Annotated in this window: 14 protein-coding genes and 1 tRNA gene; 9 read left to right on the top strand and 6 right to left on the bottom strand. The window is 63.9% G+C overall.

Annotation, left to right across the window (positions count from 1 at the left end; translation table 11 throughout):
- Positions 1–8: 8 nt before the first annotated feature.
- From FDN03_RS10520 to FDN03_RS10510, 3 genes are read right to left on the bottom strand one after another with little or no spacing between them, the layout of a single operon-like run.
- Positions 9–1616 (bottom strand): Na+/H+ antiporter subunit D, encoded by a 1608-nt coding sequence (locus tag FDN03_RS10520; protein WP_138176732.1) that lies wholly within the window; start codon positions 1614–1616, stop codon positions 9–11.
- Entirely contained in the window at positions 1617–2066 is a 450-nt protein-coding gene (locus tag FDN03_RS10515; protein WP_054821137.1) for a Na(+)/H(+) antiporter subunit C, read from the bottom strand.
- Positions 2063–5035 carry a Na+/H+ antiporter subunit A gene (locus FDN03_RS10510; RefSeq protein WP_138176729.1) on the bottom strand — a complete coding sequence of 991 codons (2973 nt, stop codon included), beginning with the start codon at positions 5033–5035 and terminating at the stop codon, positions 2063–2065. The genes FDN03_RS10515 and FDN03_RS10510 overlap by 4 nt, the downstream gene beginning before the upstream one ends.
- A 212-nt stretch (positions 5036–5247) precedes the next feature.
- On the opposite strand from FDN03_RS10510, the gene FDN03_RS10505 reads away from it, so the two are divergent.
- Entirely contained in the window at positions 5248–6576 is a 1329-nt protein-coding gene (locus FDN03_RS10505) for an MFS transporter (RefSeq protein WP_138176726.1), read from the top strand.
- 36 nt (positions 6577–6612) lie between these two features.
- On the opposite strand, the gene dcd is transcribed toward FDN03_RS10505, so the two are convergent.
- Positions 6613–7194 (bottom strand): dCTP deaminase, encoded by a 582-nt coding sequence (dcd, locus tag FDN03_RS10500; RefSeq protein WP_138176723.1) that lies wholly within the window; start codon positions 7192–7194, stop codon positions 6613–6615.
- Positions 7195–7359: 165 nt separating this feature from the next.
- Here dcd and FDN03_RS10495 point away from each other — a divergent pair, with 165 nt between their 5' ends.
- Positions 7360–8238 (top strand): M15 family metallopeptidase, encoded by an 879-nt coding sequence (locus tag FDN03_RS10495; protein ID WP_138176721.1) that lies wholly within the window; start codon positions 7360–7362, stop codon positions 8236–8238.
- A gap of 159 nt (positions 8239–8397) precedes the next feature.
- Positions 8398–9042: a DUF4352 domain-containing protein gene (locus FDN03_RS10490; RefSeq protein WP_138176718.1), complete on the top strand. Its 645-nt coding sequence runs from the start codon at positions 8398–8400 to the stop codon at positions 9040–9042.
- A gap of 132 nt (positions 9043–9174) precedes the next feature.
- On the opposite strand, the gene FDN03_RS10485 is transcribed toward FDN03_RS10490, so the two are convergent.
- Entirely contained in the window at positions 9175–10881 is a 1707-nt protein-coding gene (locus FDN03_RS10485; protein WP_138176715.1) for a fumarate hydratase, read from the bottom strand.
- A 111-nt stretch (positions 10882–10992) separates the two neighbouring features.
- On the opposite strand from FDN03_RS10485, the gene FDN03_RS10480 reads away from it, so the two are divergent.
- A complete protein-coding gene (locus FDN03_RS10480) occupies positions 10993–11478 on the top strand; it encodes an SseB family protein (protein WP_171021217.1) in 486 nt (161 codons plus the stop codon).
- 211 nt (positions 11479–11689) lie between these two features.
- A tRNA-Gly gene (locus tag FDN03_RS10475) sits at positions 11690–11760 on the top strand.
- Between the two features lie 160 nt (positions 11761–11920).
- On the opposite strand, the gene FDN03_RS10470 is transcribed toward FDN03_RS10475, so the two are convergent.
- The gene (locus FDN03_RS10470) at positions 11921–13075 is read right to left on the bottom strand and encodes an IS1249 family transposase (RefSeq protein WP_171021216.1); all 1155 of its coding nucleotides are present in this window, start codon (positions 13073–13075) and stop codon (positions 11921–11923) included.
- Positions 13076–13210: 135 nt separating this feature from the next.
- Between FDN03_RS10470 and FDN03_RS10465 the strand changes: the two genes are divergently transcribed.
- The 4 genes from FDN03_RS10465 (at position 13211) to FDN03_RS10450 (ending at position 16731) form a co-directional block, all read left to right on the top strand.
- On the top strand, positions 13211–14140 hold the full coding sequence (locus FDN03_RS10465; protein WP_138176710.1) for an AEC family transporter: 930 nt from the start codon (positions 13211–13213) through the stop codon (positions 14138–14140).
- 213 nt (positions 14141–14353) lie between these two features.
- The gene (locus FDN03_RS10460; RefSeq protein ID WP_138176707.1) at positions 14354–15154 is read left to right on the top strand and encodes an amino acid ABC transporter substrate-binding protein; all 801 of its coding nucleotides are present in this window, start codon (positions 14354–14356) and stop codon (positions 15152–15154) included.
- 154 nt (positions 15155–15308) lie between these two features.
- Complete coding sequence (locus FDN03_RS10455; RefSeq protein ID WP_138176704.1) at positions 15309–15971, top strand: ABC transporter permease subunit; 663 nt, start codon at positions 15309–15311, stop codon at positions 15969–15971.
- Positions 15961–16731 carry an amino acid ABC transporter ATP-binding protein gene (locus FDN03_RS10450; RefSeq protein ID WP_138176701.1) on the top strand — a complete coding sequence of 257 codons (771 nt, stop codon included), beginning with the start codon at positions 15961–15963 and terminating at the stop codon, positions 16729–16731. The genes FDN03_RS10455 and FDN03_RS10450 overlap by 11 nt, the downstream gene beginning before the upstream one ends.
- Positions 16732–16757: the final 26 nt, after the last annotated feature.

Here is a 16757-nt window from a genome sequence, read left to right as displayed (position 1 = left end):
CTTCCCCTTTAGCCTGGCGGCAGAACCGCGGTGATGTAGGGGGCCCGGCTCAGCAGCTCGGCGGCCACCCGCTGACAGAAGGCAAAGAGCGGTCCGGCGAACACGGTCAACGCCACCCCGGCGGCGACCAGGGCCCCGGTGGAGTAGCGCATCCCCCAGGGCAGGAACTTCGCCTCCATCTGCCGGGCGAGCCTGGCCCCCAGGATCGGCCCCTGATTGCCCGAGGACTGGATCAGTTCGGTCATCTCCTTGGACTGGTCCACCAGGGACGCCTGCGGGTCCTCCGCCTCGGCCGCCCGGCGCCAGAAGGCGCGGGCCCAGACGCGGATGATGGCCAGCAGGGTCAGCAGGCTGGTCAGCAGCCCGGCGGCGATCACCGCCCAGTTCAGTGCCCCGCCCTGTTCGGTCGCGGCGTGCAGCAGGCCGAACTTGCCCAGGAACCCTGAGAATGGCGGGATGCCGCCCAGGTTGATGGCCGGGATGAAGAACAGCACCGCCAATGCCGGGGAAAGGCGGGCCAGGGATCCCAGTTCGGTGATGTTCGCGGTGCCGGCTCGCCGTTCAATCAGCCCGGCGACCATGAACAGGGAGGTCTGCACGATGATGTGGTGGCCCACGTAGTAGATCGTGGCGGCAATCGCGGTTTCGGTGCCGACCGCGATCCCGAAGATCAGGTAGCCGATGTGGCTGGTCAGCGTGAAGGAGAGCATGCGCTTGAAGTCCGACTGGGCCAGCGCACCGAAGATGCCGATCACCATGGTCAGCGCCGAGACCACCAGCAGCACCGAGTTCACTTCCCCGCCCGGGAACAGCAGCGTCTCGGTGCGCACGATCGCGTACACGCCCACCTTGGTCAAGAGTCCGGCGAACACGGCGGTCACCGGGGCCGGGGCGGTCGGGTAGGAGTCCGGCAGCCACAGCGAGAGCGGGAACACGGCGGCCTTGATGCCAAAGGCGATCAGCAGGAAGCTGTGCAGGATCAGCTTTGTCCCCGAATCCAGGTCGGCCAGCTTCAGCGCCAGATCCCCCATGTTCACCGTGCCGGTAGCCGCATAGATCAACGCGATCGCGGTCAGGAACAGCACCGAGGAGACCACGGAGACCACCACATAGGTGATGCCCGAGCGGATCCGTTCGGCGGTGCCGCCCAGGGTGAGCAGCACATAGCTGGCGGTGAGGAAGATTTCGAAGCCCACGTAGAGGTTGAACAAGTCCGCGGCCATGAACGCGTTGGACACCCCGGCCAGCAGGATCAGGTAGGCAGGGTGGAAAATCGAGACCGGACCGTGCTCATCCCCGTCGGCCATCCCCTGACTGGTGGCGAACAGCAGCACCGCCAGGGACACCACGGTGGAGACCAGCAGCATGAACGCGCTGAATCCGTCCACCACCAGGGCTATGCCGGTGGGGGTGTCCCACCCGGCGATGGTGATCGCGTAGGTCTGCCCGTTCCAGGTGGCCGCCAGCATCCCGACCTCCAGCAGCAGCGTGGTGCACAACACCCCGATGGTGATGATCCGCTGCCAGCGCACCTTGCGCCGGGCCAGGAAGGTCGCGCCGGCGCCGAGGATCGGCAGGATGACCGCCAGCGGGGCCAGGGACATGAGCTGCTGCATCTATTCCTCCCCCTCGCGGATCGGTCGGCCTTCCTCATCGACGAATTCGGTGGTGTCTTCCTCCACGGGAGCGTCCTCTTCTTCGTCGTAGGCACTGGCCTGGGAGACGCGGATATCTTCTTCATCGTCCCGCACGGTATCGGCGTTGGTCAGCGACCAGGACCGGTAGATCAACGCGAGCAGGAACGCGGTCACCGCGAAGGTGATGACAATGGCGGTCAGGATCAGCGCCTGCGGCAGCGGATCCGAGTACTCATCGGCCGGCAGGTCGGGCTGGAACAGCGGGGCCTTGCCCATCCTCCCGCCGGCGGTGAGGATCAGCAGGTTCACCGCGTTGCCCAGCACTACGATGCCCAGCAGCACCCGGGTCAGGGTGCGTTCCAGCACCAGGTAGTAGCCCACCGCCAACAGCACGCCCGTGATGACCAGGAAGGTGATGTTCACACTCACCGGCCCACCCCCGTCTGGTAGCTGGCCACCACATCATGGCGGGCCACCGGGGAGCGGCCCTCGGAGAGCTGGTCGATTTCGCTGCCCAGGGATCGCAGCACGTCCTGCACCAGGCCGAGCACCACCAGATACACTCCAATGTCGAAGAAGGTTGAGGTCACGAACTTGTGTTCGCCAAATAGCGGAAGGCTGAACTGCCAGACGTAGGTGCTGAACACCGGGTCCCCCGCCAGCAGCGGAATGATGCCGGAGCAGGCCGCCACGGCCAGCCCGCCACCGATGAGGATGTTCGGGGAGACGCGCATCGATTCGGCCAGCTCCACCCGCCCGCCGGCCAGGTAGCGGATGGTCAGCGCCAGCCCGGCCAGCAGCCCGCCGGCGAAACCGCCGCCGGGGTTGTTGTGCCCGGTGATCAAGGTGAACACGCTCAACAGCAGGATCGAATGGAAGATCAGGCGGGTGACCACTTCAAAGACGATGGAGCGGCGTTCGGCGACCAGCGTGTGCCCGGCGATCAGCCAGTCCTCATTGTCCGAGGTGGCGAACTTGCGGGCCAGATCCAGGCGGGCCTGGCCGAATTCGCCGGTGGACATGGCCTCCGAACCGTGGTCGATGGAACCGCTTTCCACCTCGCGGGCACGCAGCCGGCGACGGGAGGGCACCGCCACGAAAATCAGTGAGGCCACCCCGGTGGCCGCGGCGGCCAGCACGGTGATTTCCCCGAAGGTATCCCACACGCGCAGGTCCACCAGGGTCACGTTGACAATGTTTGAGCCGTAGCCCTCGTGGTAGGCCAGGTCCGGGAAGGCCAGCGAGATCGGCGCCTCCTGGCGCGCTGCCATCATTCCGATGGCAACATATACGGTCATCAGCGCCAGGGCGGTGGCCAGGACGGCCCGTCCCAGCTTGATCCGGGAGATGCCCACCCACAGCCGCTTGGGCAGGGCGCGCAGGGCCAGCACGAACGCGACCAGCACAATGGTCTCCACCAGCAGCTGGGTCAGCGCCAGGTCCGGTGCGCCCTGCAGCGCGAAGATGGCGACCATGCCAAAACCGGTCACCGAGACCATCAGCACCGCCATGAAACGCTTCGAGGCGCGGATCGCCGCGATCGCCCCGACGATCATGATGGCGCCGATGACGATCTGGGCGGGATGGTCGGCAATCACCCACTGATCGGGCCAGGGGGTGGGCACGGTCAGGGCGATGCTCAGCGGAACCACCATCGCCACGGCCAGGATCACGCCCAGGTAGAAGGAGAGCGAACCACGCTGGGTCCGCCCGGTCACCCAGATCGCCAATTCGTCGGTCAGGTTCACGATGCCGCGGTAGGCTTCCTCCGCGGCCGGCAGCCGGCGGTGCAGGCGGGCCGAATAATCCGCCCGCGCCCGTCCCACGAACAGCAGCACACCGCCGAGCACGGCCAGGACGCTGAGACCCAGGGCCGGGGTGAAGCCGGCCCACAGGGCCAGGTGCACCTCGATCGGCTGCGGGTAGAGCCCGGCGGCGTGCTTCACCAGCGGCTCCACCAGGCCGGGCAGCACGCCCAGCACCACGGTTCCGGCGGTTAGCACCAGCAGCGGGGCCAGGAAGATCAGCGAGGGGCGCTTGCAGGCGGTGGGCTGCATGCCGCGCTTGCGTCCGAAGGCGCCAAGCACGAAGCGCAGCGAGTAGGCCACGGTCAGGCCCGTGCCGAGCACAATGCCGGCCACCGGGAGCCAGGCCAGCGGCCCGCCCTGGTGCAGCAGCGCGTCGAACACCGATTCCTTGGCCACGAACCCGTACAACGGCGGGATTCCGGCCATGGACGCGGCGGCCAGGGTGGCCACGGTGGCCAGCACCGGCATGCTGCGTCCCAGCCCGGAAAGCTTGCGGATGTCACGGGTTCCGGTGTTGTGGTCCACGATGCCCACGGCCAGGAACAAGGTGGCCTTGAACAGCCCGTGCGCCAGGGTCAGGGCCAGGGCGGCAAAGGCGGCATCGGCGTTGCCCAGCCCGAAGATGGAAATGATGAACCCCAGCTGGGAGACGGTGCCGAAGGCCAGGATCAGTTTCAAGTCGTATTGCTTCAGCGCCCGGTAGCCGCCGATGATCATGGTCAGGATGCCGATGCCCACGGCCAGCGGCCCCCAGAACATCGTCTCGGAAAAGCCCGGGGCCAGGCGGGCCACCAGGTAGACACCGGCCTTGACCATGGCCGCAGCGTGCAGGTAGGCGGAGACCGGGGTGGGGGCGGCCATCGCGCCGGGCAGCCAGAAGTGGAAGGGCACCAGCGCCGACTTGGACAGCGCGCCAAGCAGCACCAGGGCGACGGCCACGTCAATGTGTCCGCCCATGGCGCTCAGCTGCGGGGCCGCCGCCACAATGTCTGAAAGCCGGTAGCTGCCGGTGGAGGTCCCCAGGATCAGCAGACCGCCGAGCATGGCCAGCCCGCCGAAGGTGGTCACGATCAGGGCGTTCATGGCCGAGCGGCGTGCGGTGATCAGCGCCTGGCTGAAGCCGATCAGCAGGTAGGAAAGCACCGAGGTGATTTCCCAGAAGATGAACATGATGATCACGTCATCGGCGGTGACCAGCCCGGTCATAGCCCCGGCGAAGGCGACCAGCTTGGCCGCGAATGGGCCCACGCCCATGTCGTCGTTCTTGAAGTAGCGGGCACAGTAGACCAGCACCAGGGCGCCGACCCCGAGGATCAGCAGCAACAGCACCGCGGCCAGCGTGTCCAGGCGGAAGTCCAGGTTTACCAGGAACCCGGGGATCCAGGGGATCTGGATTGACGGCGGGGCGTTCGGCAGCCCGTTGGCCAAACTGGGATCGGAGGCCAGCACCTGCGGGAATCGGGTGAGCAGCCAGATGAATCCCATTGCGGGAACTACGGCGACAATATAGAACCCATTGCGTCGGAAAATCCGAAAAATCAAAGGGCAGAGCGCAGCAGTTGCGAAAAGCGCAATGAGAATAATTAACACACGTCTCCTCTGTCGACTTGTATGGGGCAGAGTCCGACGATTTACACGGCCGGTCTGTTCATTTTATCAGTGCATAGGCGCTTTCTACCGTCCGGTAGATCACCTTGCTCGCTCCTGACCACAGAAAATTCGGGAGTGAACGCTTGGACCCAGATTTGCCCCGTTGCCTCGAATTCATGTTCTGATCACCATTAACCGGATACGATGCGAGCATGGAAAGCAACGTGGCGCGGGATCTTGCGCGACCAAAAAACTCGTGGCTTAATACTGCGACTCTGGCCTGGGCCAGCTGGGACTGGGGCCAGGCCGCCATCAACGCCGTGATGACCACCTTTGTCTTCACCGTCTACCTCACCAGTGAGCTGTTCGGATCCACCGATCACGCCTCGGTGGTGCTGGGCCAGGCGCTGACCGTGGCCGGGGTGGCCATCGTCCTGCTGGTGCCGGTAACCGGGATGCGTTCGGACGCGGCCGGGCGGCGCAAGTTGTGGCTGACGGTGAACTCGCTAGTCGTGGTGGCGCTGACCGCCGCCTGCGTGTTTGTTGCCCCGGACCCGAAGTACCTGTGGTTGGGAGCCTCGCTGATCGCCGCGGCCTCGGTGTTCTCCGAGTTCGCCTCGGTGAACTACAACGCGGTGCTCACCCAGATCTCCACCCCGGCCACGATCGGCAAGGTCTCCGGTTTCGGCTGGGGCATGGGCTATGTGGGCGGGATCCTGGCCTTGGCCCTGGTCCTGTTCGGCTTCGTGGACCCGTTGTTCGAATGGCCCGGTGCGAACACCGAGGATTCGTGGAACCTGCGCTGGGTGGCGATCTTCAGTGCCCTGTGGTTCCTGGTCTTCGCGCTGCCGGTCTTCTTCCGCATTCCCGAGTCCCCCGCCAGCCAGTCCGCGCGCATCCCCCTGGCCAGCTCCTACAAGGTGCTCTTCGGGCGGATCGCCCAGCTGTGGCGGGAGGACCGCAACGCCGTCTTCTTCCTGGGCTCCTCGGCGATCTTCCGTGACGGGCTGGCCGCCATCTTCACCTTTGGCGGGGTGATTGCCGCCGGGACCTTCGGGTTCGCCCTGAACGAGGTGATCATCTTCGCGATTGCCGGGAACGTGGTGGCGGCCCTCGGTGCGCTGGCCGGCGGATGGCTGGATGACGTGATTGGACCCAAACGGGTCATCCTGGGTTCGCTGGTCGGACTGCTGGTGGCCGGGCTGGGCGTGTTCTTCTCCCCCGAGGCCAGCGGCTTCTGGTTGTTCGGGCTGCTGTTGTGCCTGTTTGTTGGTCCCGCGCAGTCCGCGTCCCGCTCGCTGCTGGCGCGCATGGCCCCGGCGGGCCGCGAGGGGGAAATGTTCGGGCTCTACGCCACCACCGGTCGGGTGGTCAGTTTCCTGGCCCCGGCCCTGTTCACCACCTCGATCGCGCTGGCCACTCCCCTGGTGGAGCCCGGGGCGGCGCAGCGCTACGGGATCTTGGGCATCCTGCTGGTGCTGCTGATCGGGTTGCTGTTGCTGCTGCCGATCAAGACCCCGCGCACCCGATTGGAAGACTAGCCCGCCTCCGGGCGCACGGGCCCGGCGCGGGCAGAATTAGTTTTCCAGGAGGCTGCGGTGGAAATTCAGGTGGCTGCGTGAGGCCGTTGGCCCGCGCTGCCCCTGATAGCGGTTGCCGTAGGGGCCAGAACCGTAGGGGTGTTCGGCCGGCGAGGTGAGCTGGAAGAAGCACAGCTGGCCAATCTTCGACCCGGGCCACAGCTTGATCGGCAGGGTGGCCATATTGGACAGTTCCAGGGTGACGTGGCCGGAGAAGCCGGGATCGATGAACCCGGCAGTGGAGTGGGTGAGCAGCCCCAGGCGGCCCAGTGAACTCTTGCCCTCCAGGCGGGCGGCGATGCCGTTGCCCAGGGTGACCTTCTCGTAGGTCGCGCCCAACACAAATTCTCCCGGGTGCAGCACGAACGGCTCATCCGGGTCGACTTCCACCAGCCGGGTCAGTTCCGGCTGGTCGGTGGCCGGGTCGATGTGGGCGTACTTGTGGTTGTCGAACAACCGGAAGAAGCGGTCCAGCCGCACGTCCACCGAGGCCGGTTGCACCATTTCCTCGGAGTACGGTTCCAGGGCGATCTGCCCGCTGTCTATTGACCGACGAATGTCACCATCTGAATACAACACGCCTATAAATTTATCCTGCTGGCGCCCCCGACGGTAACCCGCGGCCGAATGTGGCGCAAATGGGGCGATTGAATCGGCGCAATCCCACATGGCTGCGGGCCACCTTCAGGCACTATCCTTGAAGTGTTGTCGTGCCAAAACCCAAAGGATGGTGTCTTACCAACAATGCGCTCCGTTACCCGGGCAGCCAGTGCCGCGCTGGTCTCACTGCTGTTGGCGGCAGGCGGCCTTTCCGCCGCGAACGCCGCCCCCGCCGATGAGGTGCCCGAGGTCAGTGCCGAGGAGCTGTCCGACAGCAGCAGCCTTTTGGCCTTGATCAACCCCAGCATCAAGCTGCCCGAGGAGGACTACCACCCCAAGGGGCTGCGCAACGTCGCCGGTTCCGGTGATCAGTTGCGCGATGAGGCGGCCGACGCGGTGGAGGATCTGGTGGCCGATGCCCGCAAGGCCGGGCACCCGCTGAAGGTCATCAGCGCATTCCGTTCCTATGAACGCCAGCAGGTGCTGTTCAACCAGTACCAGGCGAAGTTCGGCACCGAGTATGCCGAACGGATTTCGGCCCGCGCGGGAACCAGCGAACACCAGCTGGGTCTGGCCGCCGATGTTGGCTACAGCGGCAGCAAATGCGAACTGCACGCCTGCTTTGGCCAAACTCCGGCCGGCAAATGGATTGCCGAGCACGCCGTGGACTACGGGCTGATTGTCCGATACCCGGAAGGCCAGGAGAAAACCACCGGCTACCGTTACGAGCCGTGGCACCTGCGCTACATCGGCACCGAGCATGCCCAGGCAATGAAGAAGCTGGACATGGACACGTTCGAAGAGTACTTCCAGCTGCTGGTGGAGAACACCGAGCAGGGCGACCAGGCCGCACAGGAGTCGGCCCCATCCTCCCCCGCCCCGAGCGACAAGGAAGATGATGCGGCATCGCAAGAGGCCAGTGACCCGAGCGCCACGCCGACCTCCCTGCGGGAGCCCGAGGACCTGATGGTGCTGCGATTCCTGCCGCCCTTCAGGGATTGGGCGTTCGGGCTGGGCCAGTAAGAACACGAACTGGTGGGTTGCGTTCCTGATCCTGTGTCCGGACGTACCTCCACCTCACATAACAAGGCTTTTATTTCATTTTACGCTTCGAAGATGGATTACCGCGCATGTCCAATGCAATGATTCAAAGTAACGAGTCTTTAGTCGTAAACTTCTTTTGTGAAAAGAAATTCAACACTCGCATCACTTTGCATCGCTCTCCTAACCGTCTCAGGTTGCGCTTCTTCGTCTGAGTCTTCCACACCTTCCGAAACCCCTGTCGATTCTGAGCTCAACAAGTCTTCTGAGGAATCACGCGCCACCCCAACACCCTCCCCTTCCCCTTCCCCTTCAAAAAATATCAGGGGAAATCTCGAGAAAGACCTCGGTGAAACCGCTGGATTCCTAAGTTATAGCGGCGATACAACTGCTGTTTTTCAGGTCAAGGACTTCGTACGCAACGTCAAATGCACCGAACCGTACTCAGAGAAACCCGAGAACGGCGAACTGGTCGCTTTGAAGATTTCGGCCAAGACCGAACCCTCGTTGGCTGAGGACATAAATGGTTCAATAACTTTTGACCCCATTATGTGGAAATACATCGATAGCGACGGAAAAACTTTCAACGGTGATCTTGGCACAATCAGTACCTACAGTTGCTGGGCAGAGAAGAAAATAATCTCCAGTCAGATCGGCCCAGGCGAAAAGGTTGAAGGATGGGTGCTGCTCGACGTTCCTGCTTCAGACGGTCTCCTCGTTTACACGCTCGACACCGTCTCAGGCTGGGAGTATGACCTGAGTAAATTCCCGGACAAGGCAAAATAGCGAAATCGGCTTTCAGGGATCGGGCGTTCGGGCTGGGCCAGTAGCTCCTGCCGGCCCTCCCCCAGAACTGCACGAAGGCCGCCCCACTGGGGCGGCCTTCGTTGTTGGTGCCGGTAGGCGGTCCGACGTCGGTTAGTTCGCGCGCACCGGGATGCCGGTGAAGGTCGGCTTGGAGGTGGCTTCGAAGAAGTCGTTGCCCTTGTCATCCACGACGATGAATGCTGGGAAGTCCTCCACCTCGATCTTCCACACTGCCTCCATGCCCAGCTCCTCGTATTCCAGGACCTCGACGTTCTTGATGCAGTCCTGGGCCAGGCGGGCAGCCGGACCTCCGATGGAACCCAGGTAGAAGCCGCCGTGGCTGTTGCACGCGTCGGTGACCTGCTTGGAGCGGTTGCCCTTGGCCAGCATCACCTTCGAGCCGCCGGCCGCCTGGAACTGCTCCACATAGGAGTCCATGCGCCCTGCGGTGGTCGGTCCGAAGGACCCGGACGCCATGCCGTCCGGGGTCTTGGCCGGGCCGGCGTAGTAGACCGGGTGGTCCTTAAGGTACTGCGGCATCTGCTCGCCGGCGTCCAGCCGTTCCTTGATCTTGGCGTGGGCGATATCGCGGGCCACGACCAGCGGACCGGTCAGCGAGAGCCGGGTCTTGACCGGGAACTTGCTCAGCCCGGCCAGGATCTCATCCATCGGCTTGTTCAGGTCGACCTTCACCACGGAGCTGCCGCCGGTGCCGGTCACCCCGTCGGTGGCCTCCCCGTGTTCGGCCACGGCCGGGTGGGACTCGTCGGGCATGAAGCGGGCCGGGTCGGTTTCCAGCTGTTCAACGAAGACGCCTTCTTCGGTGATCTTCGCCAGCATCTGCCGGTCGGCGGAGCAGGAGACCGCGATGGCCACCGGCATCGAGGCGCCGTGGCGCGGCAGGCGCACCACGCGCACGTCATGGCAGAAGTACTTGCCGCCGAACTGCGCGCCGATGCCGAAGTTGCGGGTCAGCTCCAGGACCTTGTCCTCCAGGTCGGTGTCGCGGAATCCACGCCCGGTCATGGCGCCCTCGGTGGGCAGCGTGTCCAGGTACTTCGCCGAACCGTACTTCGCGGTCTTCAAGGCCATCTCGGCGCTGGTGCCGCCGATGACGATGGACAGGTGGTAGGGCGGGCAGGCGGCGGTGCCCAGGGAGCGCAGCTTCTCATCGAGGAAGCGCAGCATCGAGTTCTCGTTCAGGATCGCCTTGGTCTCCTGGTAGAGGAAGGACTTGTTGGCGCTGCCGCCGCCCTTGGCCATGAACAGGAACTTGTATTCGGTATCCGCCCCGGGCTTCGTGTTGGCGTACAGGTCGATCTGCGCCGGCAGGTTGTTGCCGGTCTGCTTTTCTTCCCAGGTGGTCAACGGAGCCAGCTGCGAGTAGCGCAGGTTCAGCTTGGTGTAGGCGTTGTAGATGCCGCGTGAAAGCGAAATTTCGTCCTGCTCCTCGGAGAGCACCCGCTGTCCGCGCTTGCCCATCACAATCGCGGTGCCGGTGTCCTGGCACATCGGCAGGATGCCGCCGGCGGCGATGTTCGCGTTCTTCAGCAGGTCCAGGGCCACGAACTTGTCGTTCGGGCTGGCTTCCTCATCGTCGAGGATGTTGCGCAGCTGCTGCAGGTGGGCCGGACGCAGATAGTGGGAGATGTCGCGCAGGGCGGTTTCGGCCAGCAACTCCAGGGCCTGCGGGGAAACCTGCAGGAACTTCTTGCCATCTGGACCGGTGGCGACATTGACACCGTCCGAGGAAATCTTGCGGTAGGGGGTGTTGTCCTCGCCGATGGGCAGAAGATCTTCATAACGGAATTCAGGCATGCTCAGTCCTTGCATCTTTTGTGGGTTGCTCGAGAGCCATTTTAGGCTCTCGGCCGCAAAATGCGGATTTGGTGTTTGCGCGGGTGAGCCAAGGGCGACATGCTTGAGGGCATGAGCAACGAAAACCCAGAGGCAACCTCCCAGTCCGGGCAGCCTGAACAGCTGCCGGACATGATCATCGAAACCCCGATGGACCAGGAGCGGGCCCGGCCCAAAACCCACTTCGAGAACATGATCGCTGCGGGCCTGAACAAGCCCGAGCTCTCCGGCTCAGTGGTGGGCGCCTTCATGGCCGCCGAGGTGTATTTCCTTTCCCGCGAGGAAGTCACCGGCGAAAACCCCAACGCGCAGCCCATGTTGCTGACCAATCCCGCCGGGGCGCCGATGGTCGCGGTGTTCAGTTCACTGGAGCGCATCCCGGGCACCTACATTGACCAGGCACCCTACGGTGTGAAGGTGCAGGGGGCCACCATTGTGCGCGCCCTGGAGGGCACCGGGATTGTCATCAATCCCGGTGACGATCTCAGTTTTGAGATTCCGGCCGAGGGTGTGGCGGTGTTGCGTCAGGAACTGGGCAAGGGCCGAGGCAGCCACTAGCCGTCGGCGCGCCGCCGGCACCTGCGTGGGGATGTAATCATGGTCACACCCCGGACAAGCGGTTGGCCGCGGATTTCCGCGGTTCGAGCGCCGCACCTGTGGCCGTTGGCGCATGCCACAGGTCATCTTGACGTCATTGGCTTGAAAACCAGGGCGCTGATTGCGCTATGCTGGGATACGCCCGGGCCGCCAATAGGCCGCTCGGAGCTTTGCGGGCGTAGCTCAATGGTAGAGCGCTAGCTTCCCAAGCTCGATACGCGGGTTCGATTCCCGTCGCCCGCTCGCAAGACCAAACGCCGGGACCCAGCAGGGTCCCGGCGTTTGGCGTCTGGGCACCCACCAGGGCGCCGGCCCGCTGGCGCGGGATCGACTCCCAGCCGCCGTCCCAGCCGGTGCGGGTTAAGTCCCAAAATGTGTGTATGGAGTCGTTGTCATGTTTGCGTCATCGGCGTCCGCCCCATCCTTTTTGGATGCCGTTACCGTCTTCGTAGCTGAAGTGCCGGCCGTATAGTTCGGGGCCCGGGTCTTCTTCGGTTACGGGTCGTGGGGCTGGTTTGGCCGACCAATGCTTGGGGGTCACGAAGCTCCATGGATCCACCGGGTTCTGCGTCCGCTGGTACAGGTGCCAGCTCACCAAGGACATGGCATGTTTGGCTTTCAGGCCGCGGTGGGCCCGCAGGTGGTCTTTGATGCCAGCGTTGATGCCTCCTTCTAAGGGGCTGGTGGTCCGAGGAAGCGTCTCATCTTCTGCGGCCATTTCTAACCATGTGAACAGTTGCTTATTCTTCAGCAACCCGTGAATGAGGCGATCAGCTCGACGTAGGCGCAGATGCGTGTACCACCAGACCTGGTTGGGCTTGACGTGCAAGGGCCTGTTGCCGGCGTGGTCCTTGGCGTAGGTGCGGGCTTTGAGGGTGGTTTCGTGCATGACCCGCCAGGCCATGAATTGTTCTTCCCACTTGTTGGCCAGTTGAAGTGTGGTGATGTCTTTCAGCGCCTTGATCAGTGAAAGGAGTTGCTGACCTGGGATGGTGCGGGGGTTGCGGGTCAGGTGTTTGTGGATGGTTTGTCGGATATGGAAGTAGCAGCGTTGGATGCGGGTTTCGGGCCATAGCGCTTTGATGACAGATTCCAGGGCGCCGTGCCCGTCAATGATCACTAGGTCCGGGGCTGGCAGACGTTGCAGCAGCAGGGTCCAGGAAGCGACTTTTTCGCGGTCGCAGTATTGCCAGCCGATGATGTGTTGGCCGTTGTAGGCGGTAAGGGCGCAGAAGCCGTTGAAGTAGGTGCCGTCGAGCATGAGGTACCGGTATTGTTCCCCAGTCGGGATCAAGGTCGGGTGAACTTTCCAGCACCAGTAGGTGTTGCGGTAGAACGTGGAACGGGCAATGCCGGTGTCGGACACGGAGAGCTTACCGGTGGCCCATTGGTGGAAGGCCCTGAATTGGGCTTTGGCGGTGGTGTCTGGACGGGCCAAGGTACTTGACGCGCCGCAGATCTTACACCGCCAGCGTGTGCGCCCGGAGCTGGTTTTCCCGTTCTTGACGAGCTTATTTTTGCATACACCACAGGTAGGTCGGTTTCCAACTTTTGCCACGGTACATGCTTTCAAAGCATGTGATTGAGGTGTTGCCCCTAGTGGTTAGATGGTTTTGAGGGTTTCTGTACACACATTTTGGGACTTAACCCGCCGGTGCCCCACCCGAGCAGCACAATGATCCAGGAGGCCGTCATGACCGGAGTGCTGTCCGGCTTCTCCACCATCTGGGTGGTCATCCTGGTCGGCTACGCGGTCGGGCGCACCGGGGTGCTGGGCGACCAAGGCCGGTGGGTGCTGAACCGGTTGACCTTCTTCGTGGCCAGCCCCGCCCTGCTGTTTCTGGCCATCGCCGATTCCGAACCGACCCAGGTGCTCGGACCGCTGCTGTGGATCGCCACCATTTCGGCGTTCCTCACCGCCGGGATCTATCACCTGGCCACCTTCAAGTGGCTGCAGCGCCCGCCCGCCGAACGCATCGTCGCCGCCATGAGCGCCTCCACCGTGAACTCAGCGAACCTGGGCCTGCCGATCGCCCTGTACGTGCTGGGCGACATGGCCCATGCCGCCCCGGTGATCCTCTTCCAGCTGGCGTTGTACCAGCCGGTGAACCTGGCCATGCTGGATGCAACCACCATCAAGCACCGCACCACCTTCTGGGCGTTGGCCTCGGCCACCGCGAAGAACCCCATGATCATCGGCTCCCTGGCGGGCCTGGTGGTCGCACTGACCGGCGTGCAGCTGCCCGAACTGGTGTTGGCGCCCATTGAACTGATTTCCGGGGCCTCGATCCCGGCGATGCTGCTGGCCTTCGGGATCTCGCTGGTCGGTTCCAAGCCCCTGGACCCAGGCACCGGGCGACGGGCGGACGTGCTGATTGGTTCGCTGGCCAAACTGGTCATCCATCCGCTGATCGCCTGGCTGCTGGCGGCCTTCGTGTTCCGCCTGCCCACGGAAATGATCGTGGCGGCGGTCATCATGGCCGGGCTGCCCACCGCGCAGAACATCTTCGTCACCGCCTCGCGCTATGAACAGGGCGTGGTGATCGCCAAGGACACCGTGCTGATCACCACCATCTGCGCCATCCCGATCATGATGCTGCTGGCGCTGCTGCTGGGCGTGTAGCCCCTGCCTGATCAGGGCGGCCATCTCACGCTGCGCCCGCCCTATGCCGCCGGTCGGCCCTGCGCGGTGTGGGCTGTGTCAAGAGTGTGAATTTTTGTGACACCCCCTCCCCGGAAACTCCCCGCCGGACGGCGGGGCAGGGAATACTCGGATACGACCGGGACGTTGTGACGTTCAGGCCATCACCCGCCGCAACCAAACCGAGGGGTTCTCATGAAACGGATTTTCACCGCACTGTCCACCGCAACCGTTCTCGCCTTGTCGCTCAGCGCCTGCGGCTCCTCGAACGATTCGGGCGGCGCTGAGGCCAGCGGCTCCACCTACCAGCAGGTGCAGGAATCCGGGACCCTGACCGTGGGCACCGAAGGCACCTACCGCCCCTTCTCCTACCATGAGGGCAACGAGCTGACCGGCTACGACGTCGAGGTGATCGAGGCCGTCGGCGAGAAGCTGGGGGTCGAGGTCGAATTCGAGGAAACCCAGTGGGATGGCATCTTCGCGGGCCTGGATGCAAAGCGCTTTGACGTCATCGCCAATCAGGTGAGCGTGAACGAGCAGCGCGAAGAGAAGTACCTGCTGTCCACCCCCTACACCGTCTCCAACGGGGTCATCGTGACCAAGTCGGACAACACCGAGATCACCTCCTTCGAATCCCTCAAGGGCAAGAGCACCGCCCAGTCACTGACCAGCAACTGGTATGAGACCGCCAAGGACGCCGGCGCGAACGTGCAGGCCGTGGAGGGCTGGGCGCAGGCCGTCACCCTGCTGAAGCAGGGCCGGGTGGACGCCACGATCAATGACAAGCTCACCTACCTGGATTCGCAGAAGAACCAGCCGGATGACGCGATCAAGATCGCGGCTGAATCCGATGACAAGTCCGAGGTTGCCGTGGCGATGCGCAAGGACGACACCGAGCTGCATGAGGCGATCAACAAGGCGCTCGATGAGCTGCGCCAGGACGGAACCCTGGCTGAACTGTCCGACAAGTACTTCGGCAGCGACGTCACCAAGTAGCCTTTTGCCGTGTGCGGGCCCGGCCCACACACGGCCCGTGCACTGAACGAATGGCGAGGCATCCCCCACCGTGGGGTTCGGCCTATGCGTACACTTGCCCCAAGGAGATTTCCTCGGGGCAAGTTGGCTTAAACCGCAAGGAGAAAGAGGACCGATGGACCAGACATGGCAACTGGTTTTGGATTCACTGTGGCCCCTGGCCAAGGGGGCACTGACCGGAACCATTCCCCTGTCGCTGTCCAGCTTCGCACTGGGACTGATTCTGGCGCTGGTGATCGCGTTGATGCGCATCAGCGCGAACCGCTTCGTCTCTGCGATTGCCCGGATCTACATATCGGTGATTCGCGGCACCCCGCTGCTGGTGCAGCTGTTCGTGATCTTCTTCGGCATGCCCTCGGTAGGAATCACCATTGATCCGTGGCCCAGCGCGATCATCGCGTTCACGCTGAACGTGGCCGGCTATGCCGCGGAGATCATCCGCGCCGCGATCCTCTCGGTCCCCTCCGGGCAGTGGGAAGCCGGCTACACGATCGGCATGTCCCGCACCCGCACCCTTTACCGGCTGATCCTGCCCCAGGCGACCCGGGTGGCGGTCCCGCCGCTGTCCAACACCTTCATCTCCCTGGTCAAGGACTCCTCGCTGGCCTCGCTGATCCTGGTCACCGAAATGTTCCGCCGGGCCCAGGAAATCGCCGCGAGCAGCCTGGAATTCATGACCCTGTACCTGACCGCGGCCGCCCTGTACTGGGTGATCTGCCTGGTTCTCTCCACCCTGCAAACCCGCCTGGAAGGAAGGCTTGAAAAATATGTTGCCTAACACCGCAGCCCCGCTGCTCACGGTTACCGGGCTGCACAAGGCCTTCGGCGACAACCAGGTGCTGCGCGGCATCGACTTCACGGTGCACGAGGGTGAAGTGCTGGCACTGATTGGCCCATCGGGCTCCGGAAAGACCACGGCGCTGCGCTGCCTGAACGGGCTGGAGGCCGCCGATTCGGGGACCGTCGCCTTCGCGGGCGGCCCTCAGGTCACCTTTACCCCGCAGCTGCGCAAGAAGCAGGCCTCGGTGCTGCGGGACCGTTCGGCGATGGTGTTCCAGGGCCACCACCTCTTCCCGCACCTGACGGTGCTGCAGAATGTCACCGTGGGGCCGCTGGAGGTGCAGCGCCGACCCAAGGCCGAGGTGCTGGAGCAGGCCAACGCGCTGCTGCAGCGGGTGGGGCTGGCCGCCAAGGCCAGCGCCTATCCCTCATCGCTTTCCGGCGGCCAGCAGCAGCGGGTGGGAATTGTGCGCGCCTTGATGCTGCAGCCGGACCTGCTGCTCTTCGATGAGCCGACCAGCGCCCTGGATCCTGAACTGGTCGGGGACGTGCTCACGGTCATCAAGGAGCTGGCTGCGGAGGGCTGGTCCATGGTACTGGTCACCCATGAGCTCGCCTTCGCCCGGGACGTGGCCGACACGGTGGTGTTCATGGACGAGGGGCACGTCATCGAACGCGGCCCCGCCGCGCAGGTGCTGCGTGAGCCGTCCCAGGAACGCACCAAGGCGTTCGTGCACCGGCTGCTGAACCCCTTCTAAGCGCCGGTGCGCGAACCGGAACACCT

Source organism: Glutamicibacter sp. V16R2B1, from assembly GCF_005774635.1.
Lineage (GTDB): Bacteria > Actinomycetota > Actinomycetes > Actinomycetales > Micrococcaceae > Glutamicibacter > Glutamicibacter creatinolyticus.
Note: the sequence above shows the minus strand (reverse complement) of the source record. Positions and strands in the feature narration are given on the sequence as shown.